This is a genomic window from Staphylococcus condimenti (assembly GCF_001618885.1).
GTDB lineage: Bacteria > Bacillota > Bacilli > Staphylococcales > Staphylococcaceae > Staphylococcus > Staphylococcus condimenti.
In genome coordinates this window covers 1031269-1053031 of the sequence record NZ_CP015114.1, presented here as the reverse complement: position 1 = coordinate 1053031, position 21763 = coordinate 1031269, and the positions used below count along the sequence as shown (strand labels likewise).

Annotated in this window: 25 protein-coding genes; 22 read left to right on the top strand and 3 right to left on the bottom strand. The window is 34.0% G+C overall.

All coding sequences use genetic code 11. The annotated features are described in order from the left end of the window. Positions 1-91 precede the first annotated feature (91 nt). From A4G25_RS05325 to A4G25_RS05295, 7 genes are all read left to right on the top strand, one after another. Entirely contained in the window at positions 92-1126 is a 1035-nt protein-coding gene (locus tag A4G25_RS05325; RefSeq protein ID WP_047132884.1) for a hemolysin family protein, read from the top strand. Positions 1127-1167: 41 nt separating this feature from the next. After that, entirely contained in the window at positions 1168-2244 is a 1077-nt protein-coding gene (locus A4G25_RS05320) for an NAD(P)H-dependent flavin oxidoreductase (protein ID WP_047132885.1), read from the top strand. Positions 2245-2368: 124 nt separating this feature from the next. Beyond that, the gene (locus A4G25_RS05315; RefSeq protein ID WP_047132886.1) at positions 2369-3217 is read left to right on the top strand and encodes a DUF72 domain-containing protein; all 849 of its coding nucleotides are present in this window, start codon (positions 2369-2371) and stop codon (positions 3215-3217) included. A gap of 11 nt (positions 3218-3228) precedes the next feature. Next, on the top strand, positions 3229-4053 hold the full coding sequence (locus tag A4G25_RS05310; protein WP_047132887.1) for a sulfite exporter TauE/SafE family protein: 825 nt from the start codon (positions 3229-3231) through the stop codon (positions 4051-4053). A 16-nt stretch (positions 4054-4069) separates the two neighbouring features. Beyond that, positions 4070-5389 carry a bifunctional metallophosphatase/5'-nucleotidase gene (locus A4G25_RS05305; protein WP_047132888.1) on the top strand — a complete coding sequence of 440 codons (1320 nt, stop codon included), beginning with the start codon at positions 4070-4072 and terminating at the stop codon, positions 5387-5389. An 83-nt stretch (positions 5390-5472) separates the two neighbouring features. Beyond that, positions 5473-6405 carry a lipoyl synthase gene (gene lipA / locus A4G25_RS05300; RefSeq protein WP_015899786.1) on the top strand — a complete coding sequence of 311 codons (933 nt, stop codon included), beginning with the start codon at positions 5473-5475 and terminating at the stop codon, positions 6403-6405. Between the two features lie 183 nt (positions 6406-6588). Further along, entirely contained in the window at positions 6589-6981 is a 393-nt protein-coding gene (locus tag A4G25_RS05295) for a YutD family protein (protein ID WP_047132889.1), read from the top strand. A 49-nt stretch (positions 6982-7030) separates the two neighbouring features. On the opposite strand, the gene A4G25_RS05290 is transcribed toward A4G25_RS05295, so the two are convergent. Continuing rightward, positions 7031-7324: a DUF3055 domain-containing protein gene (locus A4G25_RS05290; RefSeq protein WP_047132890.1), complete on the bottom strand. Its 294-nt coding sequence runs from the start codon at positions 7322-7324 to the stop codon at positions 7031-7033. Positions 7325-7421: 97 nt separating this feature from the next. Here A4G25_RS05290 and hepT point away from each other — a divergent pair, with 97 nt between their 5' ends. From hepT to A4G25_RS05235, 11 genes are all read left to right on the top strand, one after another. Further along, positions 7422-7853: a type VII toxin-antitoxin system HepT family RNase toxin gene (hepT, locus tag A4G25_RS05285; RefSeq protein ID WP_047132891.1), complete on the top strand. Its 432-nt coding sequence runs from the start codon at positions 7422-7424 to the stop codon at positions 7851-7853. A 4-nt stretch (positions 7854-7857) separates the two neighbouring features. Beyond that, positions 7858-8637, top strand: coding sequence for a TIGR01457 family HAD-type hydrolase (locus tag A4G25_RS05280; RefSeq protein WP_047132892.1), 780 nt, complete (start codon positions 7858-7860; stop codon positions 8635-8637). 8 nt (positions 8638-8645) lie between these two features. Continuing rightward, a complete protein-coding gene (locus A4G25_RS05275; protein ID WP_047132893.1) occupies positions 8646-9617 on the top strand; it encodes a 2-hydroxyacid dehydrogenase in 972 nt (323 codons plus the stop codon). Between the two features lie 462 nt (positions 9618-10079). Continuing rightward, positions 10080-10196: a teichoic acid D-Ala incorporation-associated protein DltX gene (locus tag A4G25_RS05270; protein ID WP_371093434.1), complete on the top strand. Its 117-nt coding sequence runs from the start codon at positions 10080-10082 to the stop codon at positions 10194-10196. A gap of 15 nt (positions 10197-10211) precedes the next feature. After that, positions 10212-11666 carry a D-alanine--poly(phosphoribitol) ligase subunit DltA gene (dltA, locus tag A4G25_RS05265; RefSeq protein ID WP_047132894.1) on the top strand — a complete coding sequence of 485 codons (1455 nt, stop codon included), beginning with the start codon at positions 10212-10214 and terminating at the stop codon, positions 11664-11666. Then, positions 11666-12880, top strand: coding sequence for a D-alanyl-lipoteichoic acid biosynthesis protein DltB (dltB, locus tag A4G25_RS05260; RefSeq protein WP_047132895.1), 1215 nt, complete (start codon positions 11666-11668; stop codon positions 12878-12880). Before dltA ends, dltB begins: the two co-directional genes overlap by 1 nt. 22 nt (positions 12881-12902) lie before the next feature. Beyond that, the gene (dltC, locus tag A4G25_RS05255; RefSeq protein ID WP_015899794.1) at positions 12903-13139 is read left to right on the top strand and encodes a D-alanine--poly(phosphoribitol) ligase subunit 2; all 237 of its coding nucleotides are present in this window, start codon (positions 12903-12905) and stop codon (positions 13137-13139) included. Beyond that, positions 13136-14290: a D-alanyl-lipoteichoic acid biosynthesis protein DltD gene (gene dltD, locus A4G25_RS05250; RefSeq protein ID WP_047132896.1), complete on the top strand. Its 1155-nt coding sequence runs from the start codon at positions 13136-13138 to the stop codon at positions 14288-14290. Before dltC ends, dltD begins: the two co-directional genes overlap by 4 nt. 182 nt (positions 14291-14472) lie before the next feature. Next, positions 14473-16521 (top strand): heavy metal translocating P-type ATPase, encoded by a 2049-nt coding sequence (locus A4G25_RS05245; RefSeq protein ID WP_047132897.1) that lies wholly within the window; start codon positions 14473-14475, stop codon positions 16519-16521. A gap of 144 nt (positions 16522-16665) precedes the next feature. Further along, the gene (locus A4G25_RS05240; protein WP_047132898.1) at positions 16666-17532 is read left to right on the top strand and encodes a hypothetical protein; all 867 of its coding nucleotides are present in this window, start codon (positions 16666-16668) and stop codon (positions 17530-17532) included. Between the two features lie 126 nt (positions 17533-17658). Continuing rightward, positions 17659-18429, top strand: a complete 771-nt coding sequence (locus tag A4G25_RS05235; protein WP_047132899.1) for a MerR family transcriptional regulator — start codon at positions 17659-17661, stop codon at positions 18427-18429. Positions 18430-18490: 61 nt separating this feature from the next. On the opposite strand, the gene A4G25_RS05230 is transcribed toward A4G25_RS05235, so the two are convergent. After that, positions 18491-18733, bottom strand: a complete 243-nt coding sequence (locus A4G25_RS05230; RefSeq protein ID WP_002481635.1) for a NifU family protein — start codon at positions 18731-18733, stop codon at positions 18491-18493. 93 nt (positions 18734-18826) lie between these two features. On the opposite strand from A4G25_RS05230, the gene A4G25_RS05225 reads away from it, so the two are divergent. After that, positions 18827-19147: a YuzD family protein gene (locus A4G25_RS05225; protein WP_047132900.1), complete on the top strand. Its 321-nt coding sequence runs from the start codon at positions 18827-18829 to the stop codon at positions 19145-19147. Between the two features lie 90 nt (positions 19148-19237). Continuing rightward, positions 19238-19669, top strand: coding sequence for a GNAT family N-acetyltransferase (locus A4G25_RS05220; RefSeq protein ID WP_047132901.1), 432 nt, complete (start codon positions 19238-19240; stop codon positions 19667-19669). Positions 19670-19721: 52 nt separating this feature from the next. Here A4G25_RS05220 and A4G25_RS05215 read toward each other — a convergent pair whose 3' ends face one another. Then, a complete protein-coding gene (locus A4G25_RS05215; protein WP_047132902.1) occupies positions 19722-20786 on the bottom strand; it encodes an NAD(P)/FAD-dependent oxidoreductase in 1065 nt (354 codons plus the stop codon). A gap of 245 nt (positions 20787-21031) precedes the next feature. Between A4G25_RS05215 and A4G25_RS05210 the strand changes: the two genes are divergently transcribed. Together A4G25_RS05210 and A4G25_RS05205 are read left to right on the top strand one after the other, a co-directional pair. After that, complete coding sequence (locus A4G25_RS05210; protein WP_015899802.1) at positions 21032-21268, top strand: YuzB family protein; 237 nt, start codon at positions 21032-21034, stop codon at positions 21266-21268. A gap of 43 nt (positions 21269-21311) precedes the next feature. Beyond that, positions 21312-21671: a HesB/IscA family protein gene (locus A4G25_RS05205; protein WP_015899803.1), complete on the top strand. Its 360-nt coding sequence runs from the start codon at positions 21312-21314 to the stop codon at positions 21669-21671. The last annotated feature ends 92 nt before the right edge of the window (positions 21672-21763 follow it).

The following is a 21763-nucleotide window of genomic DNA, read 5'->3' as shown; positions in this document are numbered from 1 at the left end:
CAGTTTACATAGTAAACGTTAAGGGAATTTAAATCTTAAATACACAGTTAAATTACGAATATGCATCTGTTTAGAAGGAGTGTCTGCCATCATGATGATAGCGATTATTGTTTTAATTTTTATGTCGTTCTTCTTTTCTGGAAGTGAGACAGCATTAACAGCAGCCAATAAAGTGAAGTTGAAGACTGAAAGTAGAAAAGGAGATCCGCGTGCAAAAAAATTAGTGAAGCTTCTAGATAAGCCAAGAGAGTTCATCACTACAATTTTAATTGCTAATAACAGTGCGAATATCGTATTGCCTACGTTAGTAACCATTTATGCAGTGGATCATGGTTGGAATGTTGGAGTTGCTTCGGCAATTATTACTGTTGTTGTCATCATAATTTCAGAAGTTATTCCGAAATCTGTGGCAGCGACTTATCCTGATGCAATATCAAGAATCGTATATCCAGTCATTCATTTTTTTGTAGTTATTTTATCGCCGATTACAAAAATATTGAATGCTTTAACAGGGTTAATTAATAGAATGTTAGTCAACGATCGTTTCCAAGCACAAAAAATGTCTAAAGAAGAAGTTCGGACAATGGTAGCAATTGCAGGTACTCAAGGTGCGTTTAATGAATATGAACGTAACCGTCTGCAAAGTGTGATGGAGTTTGATCAATTAAAAGTCAATGATGTTGATACAACACCTCGGGTGAATGTTACAGCATTTTCTATTGATACACCTTATGATGAAGTTTATAAAATAATAATGTCGCATCCCTATACGCGCTACCCAGTTTATGATGAAGATATTGATGACATTGTAGGTGTATTCCATTCCAAATATTTATTGATATGGAGCCGACAGCATAATAAAACATTACGCGACTTTATTTCAGAACCTTTATTTGTCAATGAGCATAACAAAGCTGAATGGGTTATGCGCAAAATGATTGCTTCTAGAAAACACATCGCAATTGTGTTAGATGAATATGGCGGTACAGATGCTATTATCACAATGGAAGATTTAATAGAGCAGCTTTTAGGTTTAGATATTGAAGATGAAATGGATCAACGAGAACAAAATATGGTAGAGCAACGCTTGAAGCACAAAAACAAACAAATTAAAGGCAAAAAATAAGATGGCTATAAGAAAATGACTATGATATAGGAGAGATAGAGATGTGGTCAAATACAAAAGCTAGTAAACAATTAGGAATTAAATATCCGATCATTCAAGCAGGAATGGCGGGCAATACAACTCCTGAATTAGTTGCCCATGTCAGTGAAAGCGGAGGCTTAGGAACGATAGGTGCAGGTTATTTCGGCTTAGAACGTTTGGAAGCAGAAATTGATGCTGTAAAAAAATTAACGTCACAACCTTTTGCTGTAAATTTATTTGTGCCAAATAATCAAAAATTACTTCCAGCTCAAGTGGATTTAATGAATGCATGGCTAAGCCCATATCGACGTGCTTTAAACTTGGAAAATCCAGTTATTAATTTATCACAAGATCAGTTATTAGAATCGCAAGTAGAGATACTTATTAAAAAGAAAGTACCTATCGCGAGCTTTACTTTCGGCATTCCAGACGAATCATTGATTCGCAGAATGCATGAACATGATATCGTTGTGATGGGTACCGCAACTTCAGTAGCAGAAGCTGTAGCTAATGAAAAAGCTGGAATGGATATTATTGTTGCACAAGGAAGTGAAGCAGGCGGGCACCGAGGTTCATTTATAAAAGAAAATGGAGAATATCCGATGATTGGAAGTATCTCATTGATTCCTCAATCAGCAGATGCAGTTACCATTCCAGTTATTGCAGCTGGAGGCATCATGGATGGGCGTGGTGTGTTAGCCAGTTTGATACTTGGCGCTTCTGGAGTACAAATGGGTACAGCTTTTTTAACCTCACAAGAAAGTGGGGCAGATATTGCGTATAAAGAAGCGATATTAAATAGCACAGATACTTCTACAGTTTTAACGAATGCATTCAGCGGCAAGATGGCCCGAGGCATTCGAAACGATTTTATTAATTATTTATCTGAGTTTGGTGGAGAAATACCTGACTATCCCATTCAAAATCAATTAACGTCAGGAATCAGAAAAGCTTCTACAGCGCAACATAATGATAAACTGATGTCATTATGGAGCGGTCAGACACCCAGACTCGCAACTAGTCAAAAAGCTGGTGAAATTATTGATACTATTGTGGGAGAAATTGAAGAAATGAGCAATACTGGAATTAAGAGATAGTTGGGAAAGAAGATGCTGAGAGACTTTACAGCATCTTCTTTTACTTTTTTATAGAAAAGGTAAATATGAGTTTACGCAAAGTGTTCTCGCGATAAAATATGATAAAATGAAGCTGGTGATTACTATGATAGATATAGGACTGACAGGTTGGGGCGATCATGACTCGCTTTATACTGATTTAAGTCGAAAAACAGATAAATTAAAAACGTATGCTAGTCATTTTCCAGTAGTAGAATTAGATGCGTCTTATTATGCCATTCAGCCAGAACGCAATATACGTAAATGGATTAAAGAAACACCTGAACGTTTTAAGTTCGTTGTAAAAATTCATCAAGCCTTGACGTTGCATGCAGATTATAAAGAATTTGCAGAAACAAGAGATGAATTGTTTGAACAATTTCGTTTGATGATTTCCCCATTAGTTGAAGCGGATAAATTAGCGATGGTATTGGTACAATTTCCGCCGTGGTTTGACTGCAAGACACAAAATATCAATTATATCCGTTATGTGCGAGAACAATTAAAAGACGTTCCAGTGTGTATTGAATTTCGTAATCAAACATGGTTTGAAGACAGTATGAAAGAAAATACACTTCAATTTTTAACTGAGCAACATTTAATTCATGCGATTGTAGACGAACCGCAAGTTGGAGAAGGATCGGCGCCCATGGTTAATCGAATTACGACTGATACAGCGTTTGTACGCTATCATGGACGTAATAGACATGGATGGACTAAACAAGATATGACAGATGAAGCATGGCGAGATGTGCGTTATCTGTATAATTATTCAACTGCTGAATTAGAAAATTTAGCCGATCAATTACGCATCATCGAACATAAAGCGAAAAAAATATATGTTGTTTTTAATAACAATTCAGGCGGTCATGCAGCTGGAAATGCAAAAGAACTTCAAGAAATTTTAGGCATTGATTATGAAGGCTTAGCTCCGCAACAACTTAAATTATTCTAGGAAGTGATTAAATGCTGAGTATTTTATTACTCATTCTGATCGGTGCATTGTCTGCCATATTAGGTTCAATTGTTGGCATTGGCGGAGGCATTATTATAGTACCGACTCTGGTATATTTTGGTGTGGAGCACCACTTGCTTAATGGAATCACACCGCAAATTGCCATCGGTACTTCTTCAATCATTTTGATTGTGACAGGTTTAACATCAACATTAGGGTATATGAAATCTAAACAAGTAGATATCAAAAATGGTTACATCTTTTTGTTTGGTTTATTGCCGGGTTCATTATTCGGCTCATTAATAAGTCGATATTTAACTTTAGATTCATTTAATTTGTACTTTGGAATCTTCTTAATTTTTGTTTCCATTATCTTGATGGTGCGTTATTATATAAAACCTATCAGCCTATTTGAAAAAAAGAAATATGAACGTACATACATTGCGAATGACGGCACTACATATCATTATCATGTTCCACCAGTATTTGCCTTTTTCACTACTTTTGGCATTGGTATTTTGACAGGGTTATTCGGAATTGGCGGTGGCGCATTAATGACGCCGTTAATGTTAATTGTTTTTCGATTCCCGCCTCATGTTGCAGTAGGGACAAGTATGATGATGATATTCTTCTCTAGTGTAATGAGTTCAATTGGACATATTTTTCAAGGGCATGTCGCGTGGCATTATGCAATTGTTTTAGTTATATCGAGTTATTTTGGCGCTAAATTAGGTGTTAAAATTAATCAATCTATTCAATCCAATACTGTAGTTGTATTACTGCGTACAGTCATGCTTTTGATGGGTATTTATTTAATTATAAAATCAATTCTTTAAAGGGGGACACTTAAGCATGGAATTAACGATTTACCATACTAATGATATTCATAGTCATTTACATGACTATGAAAGAATTGCAGCGTATATGGCTCAACATAGACCTGAATTAAACCATCCGTCTCTCTACATCGATATCGGTGACCACGTGGATTTGTCTGCACCTGTAACTGAAGCGACTCATGGCCAAAAAAACGTTCAACTATTAAATGCTGCTCATTGTGATATCGCGACAATAGGAAATAATGAAGGTATGACTATTTCGCATGATGATTTGAATGCATTATATGAAGATGCAGACTTTACAGTGACTTGCAGCAATGTATTTGATGAAGAAGGCAATCTTCCGCATCATATGACTTCAAGTTTTATAGAAACCATTGAAGATACGCGTATTTTATTTGTGGCAGCAACTGCACCATTTACGCCTTTTTACCGTGCTTTGGATTGGGTAGTTACAGATCCGATGGCAGCCATCAAAGATGAAATTGAAAAACAAAAAGGGCAGTATGATGTACTCGTTGTGATGAGTCATTGCGGAATTTTCTTTGATCGTAAATTATGCGAAGAGCTGCCTGAAATAGATGTAATTTTCGGAAGCCATACACATCATTATTTTGAGCACGGTGAAATGAAGAATGGTGTTTTGATGGTAGCGGCAGGTAAATATGGACATTATCTTGGCGAAGTTGATTTAAACATTGAAAATAAAAAAGTAGTACATAAAGAAGCAAAGTTATTGCCGGTAGACACTTTGCCTGAAGTTGACACGCATTTTGCTGAAGAAGGAAAAAGTTTAATGAGTGATCCTATTATTGATCATCCAATTGATTTACCAAGACGTACAGATATCATCACTAAAACGTCATATCTTCTTGCACAAAGTGTATATGAATTTACGCATGCAGATTGTACAATTATTAATGCAGGTCTGATAGTTAAAGGTATTGATGGTCCAAGGGTAACAGAATTTGATGTGCATCAAATGCTGCCGCATCCTATTAATGCTGTCAGAATAAAAATATCAGGGAAAGATTTGAAATCGGTGATTTTGACTGCAGAAGAACAAAATTATATGCATGAGCATGCACAAGGATTGGGCTTCCGAGGTGATATTTTTGGCGGTTACATTTTATATAACATGGGTTATATTGAATCTGAAGCACGTTTCTTTGTTCAAGGTAAAGAAATTGAAGATGACCACATTTATACTTTAGGAACAATTGATATGTATACCTTTGGACGTTATTTTCCTATCTTTAAGGATTTACCGACAGAGTATCTCATGCCTGAGTTTCTAAGGGATATTTTCAAAAAGAAATTATTAGAACTGTGAAATTATGAGTTATAGCGTTTTCATTTCTTTATAAGTTCGTTATAATAAGGTGAAGATGAGTACACAGGAGGGTATGTGTTGTAATGGCTACAAAAAATGAAGAAATTTTACGTAAACCAGATTGGTTGAAGATTAAGCTGAACACGAACGAAAACTATACCGGTCTGAAAAAGATGATGCGTGAGAAGAATTTACACACTGTTTGCGAAGAAGCAAAGTGTCCAAATATACATGAATGCTGGGGCGAACGCCGTACAGCTACATTTATGATTTTAGGAGCGGTATGTACGCGTGCTTGCCGTTTCTGTGCAGTTAAGACAGGTTTGCCGAACGAATTAGATTTAGGTGAACCAGAACGTGTTGCTGAATCAGTAGAATTAATGAATTTAAAACACGTTGTAATCACAGCAGTAGCGCGTGATGATTTAAGAGATGCAGGTTCAAATGTTTATGCTGAAACTGTCAGAAAAGTAAGAGAGCGCAATCCATATACAACGATTGAAATCTTGCCTTCAGATATGGGCGGAGATTATGATGCACTTGAAACTTTAATGGCTTCAAAACCAGACATTTTAAACCATAACATTGAAACAGTACGCCGCTTGACTCCAAGAGTGCGTGCACGTGCAACTTATGATCGTACATTAGAATTCTTAAGACGTTCTAAAGAATTACAACCGGATATTCCTACAAAATCAAGTATCATGGTAGGCTTAGGTGAAACTATTGAAGAACTTCATGAAACAATGGATGACTTACGTGCAGCGGACGTAGATATTTTGACAATTGGTCAATATTTACAACCTTCTCGTAAACACTTGAAAGTTCAAAAATATTATTCTCCATTAGAATTCGGTAAATTAAGAAAAGTAGCAATGGAAAAAGGATTCAAACATTGCCAAGCTGGACCATTAGTTCGTAGTTCTTATCATGCAGATGAGCAAGTTAATGAAGCGGCTAAAGAAAGACAACGTATTGGTGATGAAAAATTAGAAGCGGCTAAAAACGAAGCATAATCGTAATATTTTATAGTGAAAATTAGAAAGGGCGAGTCAAAAGACTCGTTTCTTTCATTTTAATAGTTTGGGTTTTAAGAGACTTAGGTGCCATAATGGGATATGGTATCTAAGTTTTTGTTGTATAATGGAAAATATATTAACAGATAAGTAAGAACAATGAATATAAATTAGGTGAGAATGATGATTAAAGCAGGAGATAAATACTTTGAATTAATAGAAGAATATCGTGATTGCTTTGATGAAGAGCAATTCGTAAACCGTTATTCTGAGATTCTAGATAAATATGATTATGTAGTCGGTGATTTCGGTTATGAACAATTGCGTTTAAAAGGTTTTTATAAAGACTCAAATAAAAAAGCTGAAATCAGTAAACGATTTTCAACGATTCAAGATTATTTATTAGAGTACTGTAATTTCGGTTGTGCTTATTTTGTACTTAGACGCATACCTGAAAGAGAGTTAAAAAATATACGTGAATCAGGAGATAGTGAGCTTATTGATAATCCTTCAGATAAATTGCATGATGTAAAAATAGAGCCTAGTATTCCAAAAGAACAAGAATCAGAACATTAATAAAAGGTTGAGATATCATTCTTCAAAATTGATATCTCAACCTTTTTTATTAATATTCCCCACTATCAAAAGTCCCACTCGGTATAACATCTTTTAAGTAGTCTGTAAGTTCTTCGCCTTCAGCATCACTGACTCCTAATACATATGCGACGTACCCATCTTCAGCTAAATCATCCGGTCCGATGATACCGAATTTGTTAGTCTGCATGTTCAATACTAAAACTTTCCCATAATGACGATTGGTCTGAAACATCATTAAATCATAACGACTTTCTTCTCCAACCATTCCTACGTATTGAACGTCAGCTTCTTCATTATCATCATATAAAAACATATCTATCATTTAATCGACTCCTTTACAGCGTCTTTATACAAGTATATCTACTAATGAATTGTACTGCAAAGATGTGATATGATTGAGAGGAATAGGAGTGATTGGCATGTATTTTGTGGATAAAGAGAAATTAGAACTTAAATTGAATTATTTAAAACAATTAACAGAAGATTACCCAGAACAAAAAGAAAATCATTATGCATTTGAAAGAATTGCGCAAATGCTGATTGAATCTTCTGTAGATATCGGAAATATGATTATTGATGGTTTTGTTTTAAGAGATCCAGGAAATTATAAGGATGTTATTGATATTCTTGAATTGGAGAAAGTAATTTCGCCAAAAACCCAAGAGGGAATTAATAAAACGGTAGATGTACGTAAACGTTTTGTTCATGAGTATGATCAACTAAATACAGAGGATTTGATTCCTTTGTTTGACACATCACTTGCTGATTATCGTAATTTTATTGATGAAGTAATTCATTTTTTAAATAACGAAAATGTGCCTGTGACTGCATTTGGAAAAGGAGAGCATTAACTTAATGAAACAATATAAAGGTTATTTGATTGATTTAGATGGAACAATGTATAGAGGTTCTGATGAAATTGATGGAGCAAAGCAATTTATTGATTATTTGAATGAAAAAGATATTCCTCATCTTTTTGTGACAAATAATTCAACTAAAGTACCAAGTGATGTTGTTAAGAAATTAGCAGGTTTCGGAATTGAAGCGAAACCGGAAGAAGTTATTACTTCAGCATTAGCAACTGCAGGTTATATTAAAAAAGAAAATCCTAATGCTTCGATATATGTTATAGGAGAAGGCGGTATCCGTACTGCTTTATTAGATGCAGGCCTTACTTTAATCGACGATACTCATGTAGATTATGTGGTAGTTGGTTTAGATACTAATGTTGATTATGATAAATTTGCACAGGCTACTTTAGGTGTACGTAACGGTGCTAAATTCATTTCTACGAACCAAGATATTTCTATACCAAATGAACGCGGTTTTTTACCTGGGAATGGTGCAATTACAAGTGTTATAACAGTATCCACTCAAGTTCAACCGACATTCATCGGTAAACCGCAACCTATCATTATGGATATGGCCATGGACATATTGAAGTTACCTAAAGACGAAGTCGCAATGGTAGGCGATCTTTATGAAACAGATATAATGTCAGGAATAAATGCAGATATTGATACAATTCATGTACAAACAGGTGTAACAAGTAAAGAAGAACTTGCACAAAAAGAAACACAACCAACTTACACATTCAAAGATTTGAATGAGGTTTTAAATGAATTAGAAGGGTAGGTGTTACTATGACTAAAGTGCTAGTGACACGGAAAATTCCAGAACGATTTGTAGAGCAATTAAAAGCATTTGCAGAGGTTGAAATGTGGGACGAAGAATTTGTCCCAATGCCACGCGAAAAATTTCTAGAAGAATTAAAAGATGCAGATGCATGTTTTATTACATTGAGCGAAAAAGTTAATGAAGAAACATTAGATGCTGCACCTAATTTGAAAATTATTGCGAATTTGGCAGTAGGATATGATAATATCGACATCCAACTAGCTGAAGAACGTGGTGTAACGGTGACAAATACTCCTGAAGTACTAACAGAAACAACAGCAGAATTAGGTTTTACATTAATGTTAGCAACTGCACGCAGAATAGTTGAAGCAGAACAATATATTCGAGACGGCAAATGGAAGAGTTGGGGACCTTATCTTTTAGCAGGTAAAGATGTACACGGTTCAAAAGTAGGTATTTTCGGTATGGGAGATATTGGTAAAGCGTTTGCGCGTCGCTTAAAAGGTTTTGAGGCAAATGTTATGTATCACAACCGCAGTCGTCATCGCATTGCTGAAAAAGAATTAGGAGTACTCTATGTAACTTTTGATGAATTATTAGAAAACAGTGATTTTGTTATATGTACTGCGCCGTTAACCCCTGAAACGAAAGATAAATTTGATCGTTCTGCATTTAAAAAAATGCGTAATGATGCAATTTTTGTCAATATCGGACGTGGTGCTACTGTAGTTGAGGAAGACTTGATACAGGCATTAAAAGATGGTGAAATTGCAGGTGCGGGATTAGATGTATTTAGAGAAGAACCAATTTCTACTGACCATCCATTATTAAAATTACCCAACACAGTTGTTTTGCCGCATATCGGCAGTGCTTCTGTAGTAACAAGAGATAGAATGATTCAACTTTCTATCAGTAATGTAAAAGCTGTATTGGAAGGACAACCAGCTATTACACCTGTCACAGATAATAAAAAATAAAGTAAGCAAAGCAGCATTTACCCATGATTAAAAGGGGAAGTGCTGCTTTTTAAATTAAAAAAATTCGTACCTACTACTGAAGAATGAGGAAGAAAATATAATAGAGTATTACAATTATGTTACCTGTATAAATATTGAAATTTTGTAAAGGTAGAAGTAAACTTAACGAGTAAATTTAAAGTGTGTGAAATGCTTTAAACAGTCCATTTATTTCCTGTAAAAACTAAAAGCGTTGAGATGAAAGGGAGTAAAAGGGATGGAAAGTGATAAATATTTCTATATTTACACCCTATACAATTGAAAATATATGAGAAAAAGATTATAATGAATTATATTTTTGTTGAATTAGGGAGAGGAATTTAACAAGAGATGCACATGTCACACTTGTACCTAAGAAAAAATTAAAATTAACAAGAGAGGTGCAGCATGAAGTCCAAAGAACCCGAAACAAAATTTGAAACAATGCAAAAACTGAAGCCATATTTATTAACTGCTCTTTATTTAGCAATATTCATTACTTTGTACCTCATATATGGATCGGGAGATACCCATAATAACTTTATTTACAATGAATTCTAATTAAAGGAGATAGTTATGAGAGATATAATTAACGTATTAAACAGTATCGTCGAAGACAGTCCTGATAGTATAGCAGTAAGACATACTGATGAAAAACTGTCTTATCAAGAATTAGATGTATTATCTAATCAATTAGCAACTTTGATTCAAAGAAGTCAAAAGCCAATTATTTTATATGGTCATATGTCGCCGTTCATGGTAGTCGGTATGATAGCAGGCATAAAAGCAGGGTGCGGTTATGTACCTATTGATACTTCAGTACCTCATGAGCGTACTACTATGATTATTGATAAAACAGAACCTGAGTTTATTTTTGACACAAGTGATGAGTCATTTGAATTTCATCAGGGTGAGATATTAACAATTAAAGATGTACAAAATGCATCAGCGCCCGAAACTTTTGAATCATGTATGAAACCTGAAGATGTAGTTTATACCATTTTCACATCAGGTTCTACTTGTGAACCTAAAGGTGTCCAAATCCAATATGCAAGTTTAGTTGAATTTGCAGAATGGATGAAAGATTTAAATCAATTAGGAAAAGGGCAAGAATGGTTGAATCAAGCGCCGTTTTCATTCGACTTGTCAGTGATGGCAATTTATCCTTGCTTGTTTACAGGCGGCACATTAAATCTAGTTGATAAAGATATGATTAAAAAGCCTAAGCTTTTAAATGATATGTTGCAAAAAACGCCTATTAATGTATGGGTTTCTACACCATCATTTATTGAAATGTGCTTACTATTACCGACTTTAGATGAAAAACAATATCCTAGTTTGAAAGAATTTTTCTTCTGTGGTGAGATTTTACCTCACAGAACCGCAAAAGCATTGGTAGAGCGTTTCCCATCTGCAACAATTTACAATACGTATGGGCCAACAGAAGCTACAGTGGCTGTGACAAGTATTCAAATCACACCTGAGATATTGGAAAAATACAGTACATTGCCAGTTGGCCAAGCACGACCAGGTACAACTTTATCAACTACTGATGAAGGTGAACTTGTTATCACAGGAAATAGTGTAAGTGTCGGTTATTTGAAAAATAAAGAAAAGACACAAGACGTATTTAGCACAAATGAAGGTGCACGTTCTTATCGCACTGGTGATAAAGCTAAATATGAAGATAACCAATGGTTCATCCAAGGACGCATTGACTTCCAAATTAAAATGAACGGTTATCGTATGGAACTTGAAGAAATTGAAACAATTTTACGTCAGTCAAGTTGGGTAAGAGAAGCTGTGGTCGTACCGATTTATAAAAATGGTAAAGTAACACAACTTATTGGCGCAGTTGTACCAACAGAAAGTGTTGATGATAGTGCAAAACTTTCCCATGAGATAAAATCTGATTTAAAATCCAGCTTACCCGAATACATGATACCTAGAAAGTTTGTGTGGATGGATCAGTTGCCATTAACTTCAAATGGTAAAATAGACCGTAAAAAAATCGCAGAGGAATTGAATTAATGACACCTTATGGCACGTTTAGTTTCTTTTTAATTGCTTTTATTTTGCTTATACCAGTTATTATATTAGGATTTTTAGGTAAGCGAAGCTATATTTATAATGGTATTAGTACAGCAATTATGGTTGTAATTATATTTGCATCCGATAAATTAAACTTTTTCGGTGTGAAATATTTGAGTGTTCAACTTGTCAGCTTTATTATATATATGCTTTGGCAAGCCGCCTTGATTATGTGGTATTATCATTCACGACCAAAAAATAATACTTTCATTAAATTCTTTATCGTGATGGCGTTATCGATATTGCCATTGGCCTTAGTAAAAGTCTTTTCAAGTTCTTGGCTTGGAGGGCAGCAAATTCAGTTCCATGAACACAAGTTGATTGAATTTATCGGTTTCTTGGGTATATCATATGTAACTTTTAAAAGTGTCCAACTGATTATGGAGATTAGAGATGGGTCAATTAAAGAAATTAAATTAGGAAAACTCTTCCAATTTATTTCATTCTTCCCAACAATTTCATCTGGGCCAATTGACCGTTATAAACGATTTGTAAAAGATGATAAGAAAGTTCCGACAGGTGATGAATATCGTGAACTTATTTTAAAAGCGGTTCATATGATTATGCTCGGTTTTTTATATAAATATATTATTGCTTATTTCGTACAAAAATACGGGGTTTCCCCATTACAAATGCATTTACATGGTTTTGTAAAACATTGGTTATATATGTATGCCTATAGTATGTATTTATTCTTTGATTTCGCTGGTTACAGTTTGTTCGCAATAGCAGTCAGCTATATTTATGGTATTAAGACACCACCAAACTTTAATCAACCATTTAAATCTAGAAATATTAAAGATTTCTGGAATAGGTGGCATATGACATTATCATTTTGGTTTAGAGACTGTATTTATATGAGATCATTATTCTTTATGTCTAAAAAGAAAATGATGAAAAGTCAATTTGCAATGTCTAATGTAGCTTTCTTCTTAAACTTCTTTATTATGGGAGTTTGGCATGGATTAGAAGTTTATTATATTGTCTACGGACTTTATCACGCTGCGTTATTTATTGGCTATGGTTATTACGAACGTTGGCGCAAGAAACACCCGCCACGTTGGGACAACCGTTTTACAACAGCACTAAGTATTATTATCACATTCCACTTTGTCACATTCGGATTCTTAATTTTTTCAGGGAAACTGATTTAAATAAAAAAGGAGATTTATTATTATGGAATTTAGAGAACAAGTTTTAGATTTATTAGCAGAGGTTGCAGAAAACGATGTAGTGAAAGAAAATCCTGATGTTGAAATTTTTGAAGAAGGTATTATCGATTCTTTCCAAACAGTAGGATTACTATTGGAAATTCAAAATAAATTAGGAATTGAAGTATCTATTATGGACTTTGATCGTGATGAGTGGGCGACTCCTAATAAAATTGTTGAAGCTTTAGAAGAACTTAAATGAGTAAAAAATTAAAACCATTTTTACCGATTTTTATCAGTGGTGCAATTTTTATTGTTTTTGTATTGCTGCCATCAAGTTGGTTTACAGGATTGGTTAATAAAAAAACGTTGGCAGAAAATCGTATGACTTTAACAGATCAAGTTTTGAAAGGAACGCTTATTCAAGATAAGTTGTTCCATCATAATAAAGAATATTATCCGATTTATGGTTCAAGTGAGCTAGAAAAAGATGATCCTTTTAATCCGGCAATAGCTTTGAACAAGCATAATTCTCCAAGCCAAGCTTTTTTATTAGGTACTGGCGGAAATACTGATTTAGTCAACGGAGTGGAATTAGCCTCTCAATATGATGATTTGAAAGGAAAGAAAATTGCTTTTATCATTTCACCCCAATGGTTTACGAACCATGGGTTGACCAACGTGAATTTTGATGCAAGAATGTCTCAAAATCAAATCAATCAAATGTTTAATCAGAAAAACATGAGTGATGAATTGAAACAGCGTTATGCTAAAAGATTATTGCAGTTTAAGAACGTCCACAATAAAGGGTTTTTGAGAGATACAGCTAAAAATCATGGTAAAACAGATGGTAATTATATTTCTGGATTTAAAGAAAATCAATTAACTAAAATTGAAGCGATTAAAAGTTTGATGAACTTTAAAAAAGTGCCGTTAGAGCATGTCAAACCAGTTACAAATGAAGATGCGTCTTGGTCTGAAATGAGAGATGTGGCAACGCAATATGGTGAAGCACATTCTAAATCTAACCAATACCATATTCGAGATAAATATTGGAAATTGATTAAAGCGCATAAACGCAGAATGAATCGAGATTATGAATTTAATATCAATTCGCCAGAATTTGCTGATTTGAAATTATTAGTAGATACAATGCGTGAAGCGGGTGCAGATGTTGAATATATCAGTATACCGGTTAACGGTAAATGGTATGATCATATTGGTGTAGAAAAAGATAAACGACAACCAGTGTATGATAAAATTCATCGTACTGTAACTGATAATGGCGGTAAAATTTATGATATGACTGATAAAGACTATGAACCATATGTTATTACAGATGCTGTCCATATCGGGTGGAAAGGCTGGGTTTATATCGACGAACATATCGTTCATCATATGAAAGAAAAATAGTACAAATAGTAAAGGCAAGATACAATTTTAAAATGTTGTATCTTGCCTTTTTACTTTTGGATTATACCCTACGAGGGTATAGAGAAGTATAATATTAAATCACTGTAAAAATAGTGAATGTTATTTTTTGTTTCATGGGTACTTAAAGATAATCACGAAAAAGTGAGAAAGGAGTTTTGAATATGGCCCAAAACCATAACTTAAGCCATACGCATGAAAGTTCTCATATGCACAATCATCATGATATGCATCACCAAAATCATATGGGCCACCATCATCATGGTGATTTTAAAAAGAAATTTTTTATTTCTCTGATATTTGCGCTGCCTATAATTATATTATCTCCAATGATGGGTTTGCATTTACCGTTCCAGTTCACATTTAAAGGTTCTGATTGGATTGTATTAATACTTGCTACTATACTATTCGTTTATGGTGGCCAACCTTTCTTATCGGGAGCTAAAGATGAGTTGAAAGATAAAAAACCGGGTATGATGACACTTATTACATTAGGTATAACTGTTGCATATGTATATAGCCTCTATGCATTCTATCTTAATCATTTTAGTAATACTTCCTCTCATGCCATGGATTTTTTCTGGGAGCTGGCAACTTTAATTATTATCATGTTGTTAGGTCATTGGATTGAGATGAATGCTGTTGGCAATGCAGGTAATGCTTTAGAAAAAATGGCAGAATTGTTGCCTAAGAAAGCAATTAAAGTTGATAAAGATGGCAACCATGAAACAATTCAAACTTCTGATATAAAAGATGGGGACATTATTGAAGTCAAATCAGGAGACAGTATACCCGCTGACGGTATTATCATTAAAGGAAATACTGATGTAGACGAGTCGTTGGTAACTGGCGAATCTAAGAAAGTTCCAAAACATGTTGATGACAAGGTCATTGGCGGTGCGATTAATGGTTCAGGAACTATTCAAGTGAAAGTTTCTGCTGCAAGTGGTCAAGGTTATTTGTCACAAGTGATGGATATGGTGAATCAAGCACAAGATGATAAGTCTCGGGCAGAACTTTTATCTGATAAAGTTGCAGGATATCTCTTTTATTTTGCGTTAACTGCTGGTCTGATTGCATTTATAGTATGGATTTTAATTACGCATAATATAGATTTTGCACTTGAGAGATTGGTAACAGCATTGGTCATAGCATGTCCGCATGCATTGGGTTTAGCTATACCGTTAGTTACCGCACGTTCTACTTCAATTGGTGCAAACAATGGTCTAATTATTAAAAATAGGGAAGCTGTAGAGATAGCACAGCATTTAAACTATGTCATGATGGACAAAACAGGTACTTTAACGAAGGGCGTTTTTACAGTTAACCATTATGAAAGTTTGGATAGTCAATTAACAGACGATGAAGTATTGCAATTGTTTGCATCATTAGAAAGTGCTTCTAATCATCCATTAGCGCGTGGAATAATTGAATATGCAAAATCTAAAGATATTAAATTTGAAAATCCAGAAGATGTTCATACGATTTCAGGTGTTGGACTAGAAGGAAAAGTGAATGGAAAAAGTATTAAGATAGTTAACGCATCATATTTGAAAAAGCATCAATTTAAATATGATGTGTCACTATTTACTCAATGGGCACAAAAAGGCAACTCAATTAGTTATTTGATTGAAGGCAATTCAGTTGTTGGTTTTATTGCTCAAGGTGATCAAATCAAAGAAAGTTCCAAACAAATGGTTTCAGATTTAATAGAGAGACAGATTACGCCTGTGATGCTGACTGGGGATAATAAAGAAGCGGCAGAGAATGTTGCAAAAGAATTAGGAATTAAACATGTTCATTCTGAATTATTACCAGAAGATAAAGAAATAATTATACAAAATTATCAAAAAGACGGCAGTAAAGTTATGATGGTAGGAGACGGTATTAATGATGCGCCAAGTCTAGTTAGAGCAGATATTGGTGCAGCAATCGGAGCAGGCACGGATGTTGCAATAGATTCTGCTGACATTATCATTGTGAAAAGTAATCCTATTGATATTATTCATTTCCTTACGCTATCTAAAAATACAATGCGTAAAATGGTCCAAAACCTTTGGTGGGGTGCTGGTTATAATATTATTGCTGTTCCTCTAGCAGCTGGTGTTTTAGCGTTCGCAGGTTTGATATTATCACCTGCAGTAGGAGCAATTCTAATGTCACTCAGTACTATAATTGTAGCCATCAATGCATTTACACTGAAATTAGATTGAATTTTGAAACTCGTGCTGTTTTGACAGTTCGAGTTTCTATTTTTATAAAATTTTCTTAGATTTTTTTCAGCTAAAGCTATTTACTTATTTTTTTAAGTCGCATTATACTTAATTATATAATAATAAGTAAAGGGTTGATCATCTATGAAATTAGCAAAATTGAATTGTTTATTATTAGCAGGGGGTATTATTTTAGCTGGTTGTGGAAAAAGTGATAGTGATAAGTCGGAAAAACCACAAAGTGAATCCAATGATAAAGGTATAAGCACAGCAGAATATAACAAATTACCGTATAAAAACTATTTTAGTAAAAGTGATGTTGAGAAGAGCGACGGACAATATTATGTTGATAGTGATAAAGCAGTTGATATTGAAAAGAAACTAGTAGAAAAAACAAAAGGCGCGGAATATTTAGAAAAACCAGAATCAGTAAGATTTGAAGATAATCCTGAATCGGTTCAAAACAAAGTGAACTTAATTTTAAAGGGGGATGAATTAGACAACGCAGCTTTGCATTTTAAATTAAATGGTTATAAGACTTACACTAAAGATGAACTTTTAGCAAAACATTTGTATAATGCCAAAGAATACGATGGCGGGGCTATTGGAATTGGTAATCCTGATAATCCAGATGACAGATTAGCAGAAGATAATTATTCAAATGATATTAATGGCGGTGTTGTTGAAGTTGATTTTGAATACAAAAATAAAATTAGTGAAGAAATTAATTTAGATCAACTTCTGCATTTATTTGTTGATAATGAAGATGTAGGTATAAAAATCGTAAGTATTAAAGGTAAGATAGATGGGAAATCGGTTAACAAAGATTATAATAATGTACAAGACATCGTAGCATTAGTCAAACTCCAAAAAGACCAAGTATTTAAAGGTAAAATTGCATTTTCTGCGTCAATGCAAGATATTAATAAAGATAAAATTTTATACGGTAAATTCATGTTTGGAGAACCTTTAAATGAAACGTATTTTGGATTTAAAAAGGATTTGAAGTAAGAAAAAATATACCGTTAATAAAGCAGGTTGTGAAAACAGCCTGCTTTTAATTATAAAAAATTATAATTTGCTGCTTGACCTTCACGTAACGTTAAACTTTAAGATGAGAATATAGGAGGTGGTAATTTGAAATATTCAATCAGTGAGGTTTCAGAAATGACAGGGTTAAGCACTCGTACGTTGCGTTACTATGATGAAATAGAGCTGTTAAAAGCACATCGAACAGCTGAAAATAAATATCGAATATATTTTTCAGAAGACTTAGATGTTCTGCAAGTCATTATGTTTTTAAGAAAATTGGAGGTGCCGCTTCCAGAAATTAAGGAATTACTACAAAGTAATGAAGCGGATTTGACACATGTGTTGGTACAGCACAAAGAGAAATTAGTTAAAAAGCAATCTGAATTAGCTGCAGTGATACAACTAATTGATATAACTATAGAAAATAAAAAGGAGGGAAAACAAATGGCAGATAGAAAAAAATTTGAAGCATTTAAATTAGAAAAAATAAAAGATAATAATGAAAAATACGGGCAAGAAGTTATTGAAAAATACGGCCGCGATGCATTGGAAAATACAGAAAAACATTGGAGTCAACTCTCTCAATTAGAATATCATCAAGCAGAAGAGTGTGAGTCATTAGTGAAAAAAGGACTACAAAAATTATCTGAACAAAATCACGAAAATGACATTAGCGACACTGAAAAAGAAGTGTTTGATGCACATGCTAAGTGGTTGAAATTAATGAGTGGACAGTATAATGAAACATATCATTATGCAATGGCAGAGCTTTATGTAGAAGATGAAAGATTTACGGCTTATTATGATAATTTAGTGGGCAAAAAAGATGCTGCAGAAATGCTCAGTAATATTATAAAAAAGTATGCACAAAAATAAAAAGAAGCATCAGCTGAATTATCAGCTTAGCTTCTCTTAAAGCGATTTATATCTTAATGGTCTAGAATACTTGTTCTACTTCAACAACACCTGGTACTTCTTCAAGCAATGCACGCTCGATACCTGCTTTTAAAGTGATTGTTGAACTAGGGCATGTATTACATGCACCGTGAAGTTGTAATTTAACAATACCGTCTTCGACATCAATCAATGTGCAATCGCCGCCATCTCGTAATAAGAACGGGCGTAAACGTTCGATAACAACTGCTACTTGATCAAACATTGTTGTATTTTCAGTTGGCATGGATATATCTCCTTCCAAGTATATAATTTCATTTTTCTGCTTGTTCATTTATTATAATAGATAAAGACAAAAAAATCTATGGAGGGACGCCAAATGACTAAAGTAAGTGTAGTGGTTTATGGGGCTGATGTGGTGTGTGCGAGCTGTGTAAATGCACCAACATCTAAAGATACATTTGATTGGCTGCAAGCATTATTAAAACGTAAATATTCAGATATTAATTTTGAATATACGTATATAGATTTTCAAAAAGATACTGAAAACTTATCAGACCATGATCAGCAATATATTGAACAGTTGGAAAATGATGAGCTTTTTTATCCATTAGTTACAATGGATGATATGCTAGTAGCTGATGGATTCATTCAATCAAAGCAGATTACTCGATTTGTGGACGAACATTTTGAAAATTAAATATGTAAGATAAAAACAAAAGGGCGACTTATATTAAGTTGCCTTTGTTTCTTTGAAAATTTCCAAGTGAAAATGAAGAGGAGTTAAAATATGACATTATCCAAAAGAAAACTTCAAGAAAAAGATTATTCTAAAGCATTAGAAATATGGGAAGAATCTGTCATTGCTACACATGATTTTTTAAAAGAGAAAGATAGATTAGAATTGAAAAATGATATACCGAATTACTTTAAAATGGTTGAAGTATATTTATGGTTCAACGACCAAGAAATTATTGGTTTTTCAGGAACTAACAATCAAAATTTAGAAATGTTATTTATTAGACCTAAATATTTCAATAATGGATATGGTACAGAAATAGTACAATACCTCATACAAGAAAATAAAATACAATACGTCGACGTCAATAAAGATAACCAAAAGGCTATTAAATTTTATGTTAAAAATGGTTTTGAAATATTTGGTGAGTCTCAAAAAGACGACCAAGGAAGAGGTTATCCGATTTTACATCTCAAATTATAATTGGTATAACAAAAGCCAGGATTTCCATCCTGACTTTTAATGATCATTAATTCTATCCATTATGATATTTATATAACCATAAAATACCTGATTTCATAATTGAAGCAATACGGCCGGTAAGCGGACGATCTAATACATACGCGAAACCTTTTTTATCACCTAATGAACCAAAGAATCCTTGGATTTTCAATTCTGGCATTTTATCTGGGAGTGCCTCATTTTTCCATTGTTTTGTCATTACATCTGCAATTTGATCTCCTTGTATTTCAGCAAGTTGTGCACTTGGTGCGTGAGGAAGATTTGCGCAATCACCTACTACATACACATTTTGATATGTAGGGATTTGGTGATATTGATTGACAATAACTTGGCCGTTTTTACTTACATCAACTGGCAAGTTTCTGACTACTGAAACTGGATGAATACCAGCAGTCCATACAACGATATCAACTTCTTCAGGCTCATCATGGTTATAGATTACGCCAGGTTCTACTTTATTGATGTTTGAGTTTGGTATAACAGTGACGTTGTTTTTCTTAAACCATTTTTCAATGTAATGACTTAGTTTCTCAGGGAAACGTGCAAGAATACGTTCTCCGCGATCATAAAGTCTAATGTCTAGATCAGAACGACTTTCACGAAGCTCACTTGCAAGTTCGATACCACTTAAACCAGCCCCCACAATTGCCACTTTAGAACCAGTTGGCAAGTCGCTGATTGTATGATAGGTTTTACGTGATTTTGCCAATGTTTGAATACTGTAAGTATATTCTTCAGCGCCAGGTACATTATGATATTTATCCTCACACCCCAACCCGATAACGAGTTCATCATAATCTACTTTAGTGTCTCCGACAGAAACGATTTGTTCATCTAAATCAATTGCTGAGATATCCCCGTAAACAATATTAAGCTTCTCAGATTCCGGAAACTTTAATCGTACATCTTTGTCTGATTTAGTACCAGCTGCCAGAGCGTAGTATTCTGGTTTCAAACCATGATAAGGCATACGATCAATCAAAGTGATAGTGTAATCTTCAGGTAATTTATCTGGCAAGATGTGCGAAAGGATTCGCATATTACCATAGCCGCCACCTAACAATACTAAATTCTTCATTCCGATAACCCCTCTTATCAAGTTTATATAACGTTGCATCACTACTTGATGACTGAAACTTTGCCAGAATGTAACCAACGTCATTTTCTGCTTATTTTAAAAAATATGCTTTCATTTATTATAATCTTTTTTAATCTGCCAGACAAACAATCTTTTTTTGATAAAGAATTTCAATCTGTACTCAAGAGATTCAGTAGTAAATATGTTATAATAATGGCACTCAAAACTATAAGAGGAGTTCAATAATGAATCCAATAGTAGAATTTTGCATTTCAAACATGGCAAAAGGCGGAGACTATGTGTACAACAAACTTGATCAAGACCCCGGTGTAGACGTCTTAGAATATGGATGCCTGCAAAATTGCGGTGTTTGTTCAAGCGGCTTGTATGCACTTGTCAACGGTGATATTGTTGAAGGTGATTCGCCAGACGATTTATTGCAAAATATTTATAAGCATATAGAGGAAACTTGGATTTTCTAGTTTCAGTTTTTGACAATATAGAATGAACTAGGAGGGAATAAATATGCCAACAGTAATTCTTACTGAAGCAGCAGCATACGAAGTTAAAAGTATGCTTGAAAGCAATGATATGCCAGACGGCTATTTAAAAATTAAAGTAAACGGAGGCGGTTGTACCGGTTTAACTTATGGTATGACAGCTGAAGAAGAACCAGGGGAAAATGATGAAGTTATCGAGTATTATGGTTTAAAAGTACTTGTTGATAATTACGATAAACCTGTATTAGAAGGAACTACAATAGACTTCAAACAATCATTGATGGGCGGAGGCTTCCAAATCGATAATCCAAATGCGATTGCATCATGTGGTTGCGGAAGTTCATTCCGTACTGCTAAAGTTGCCGGCAACCCTGAAGATTGTTAATAATCAACCTATAATATAAGAGTTGAGTAGGGGGCTTTTAAGCTTCAACTCAACTCTTTTTTCATTTAATATGGTTTTTACTTTAAAAATTA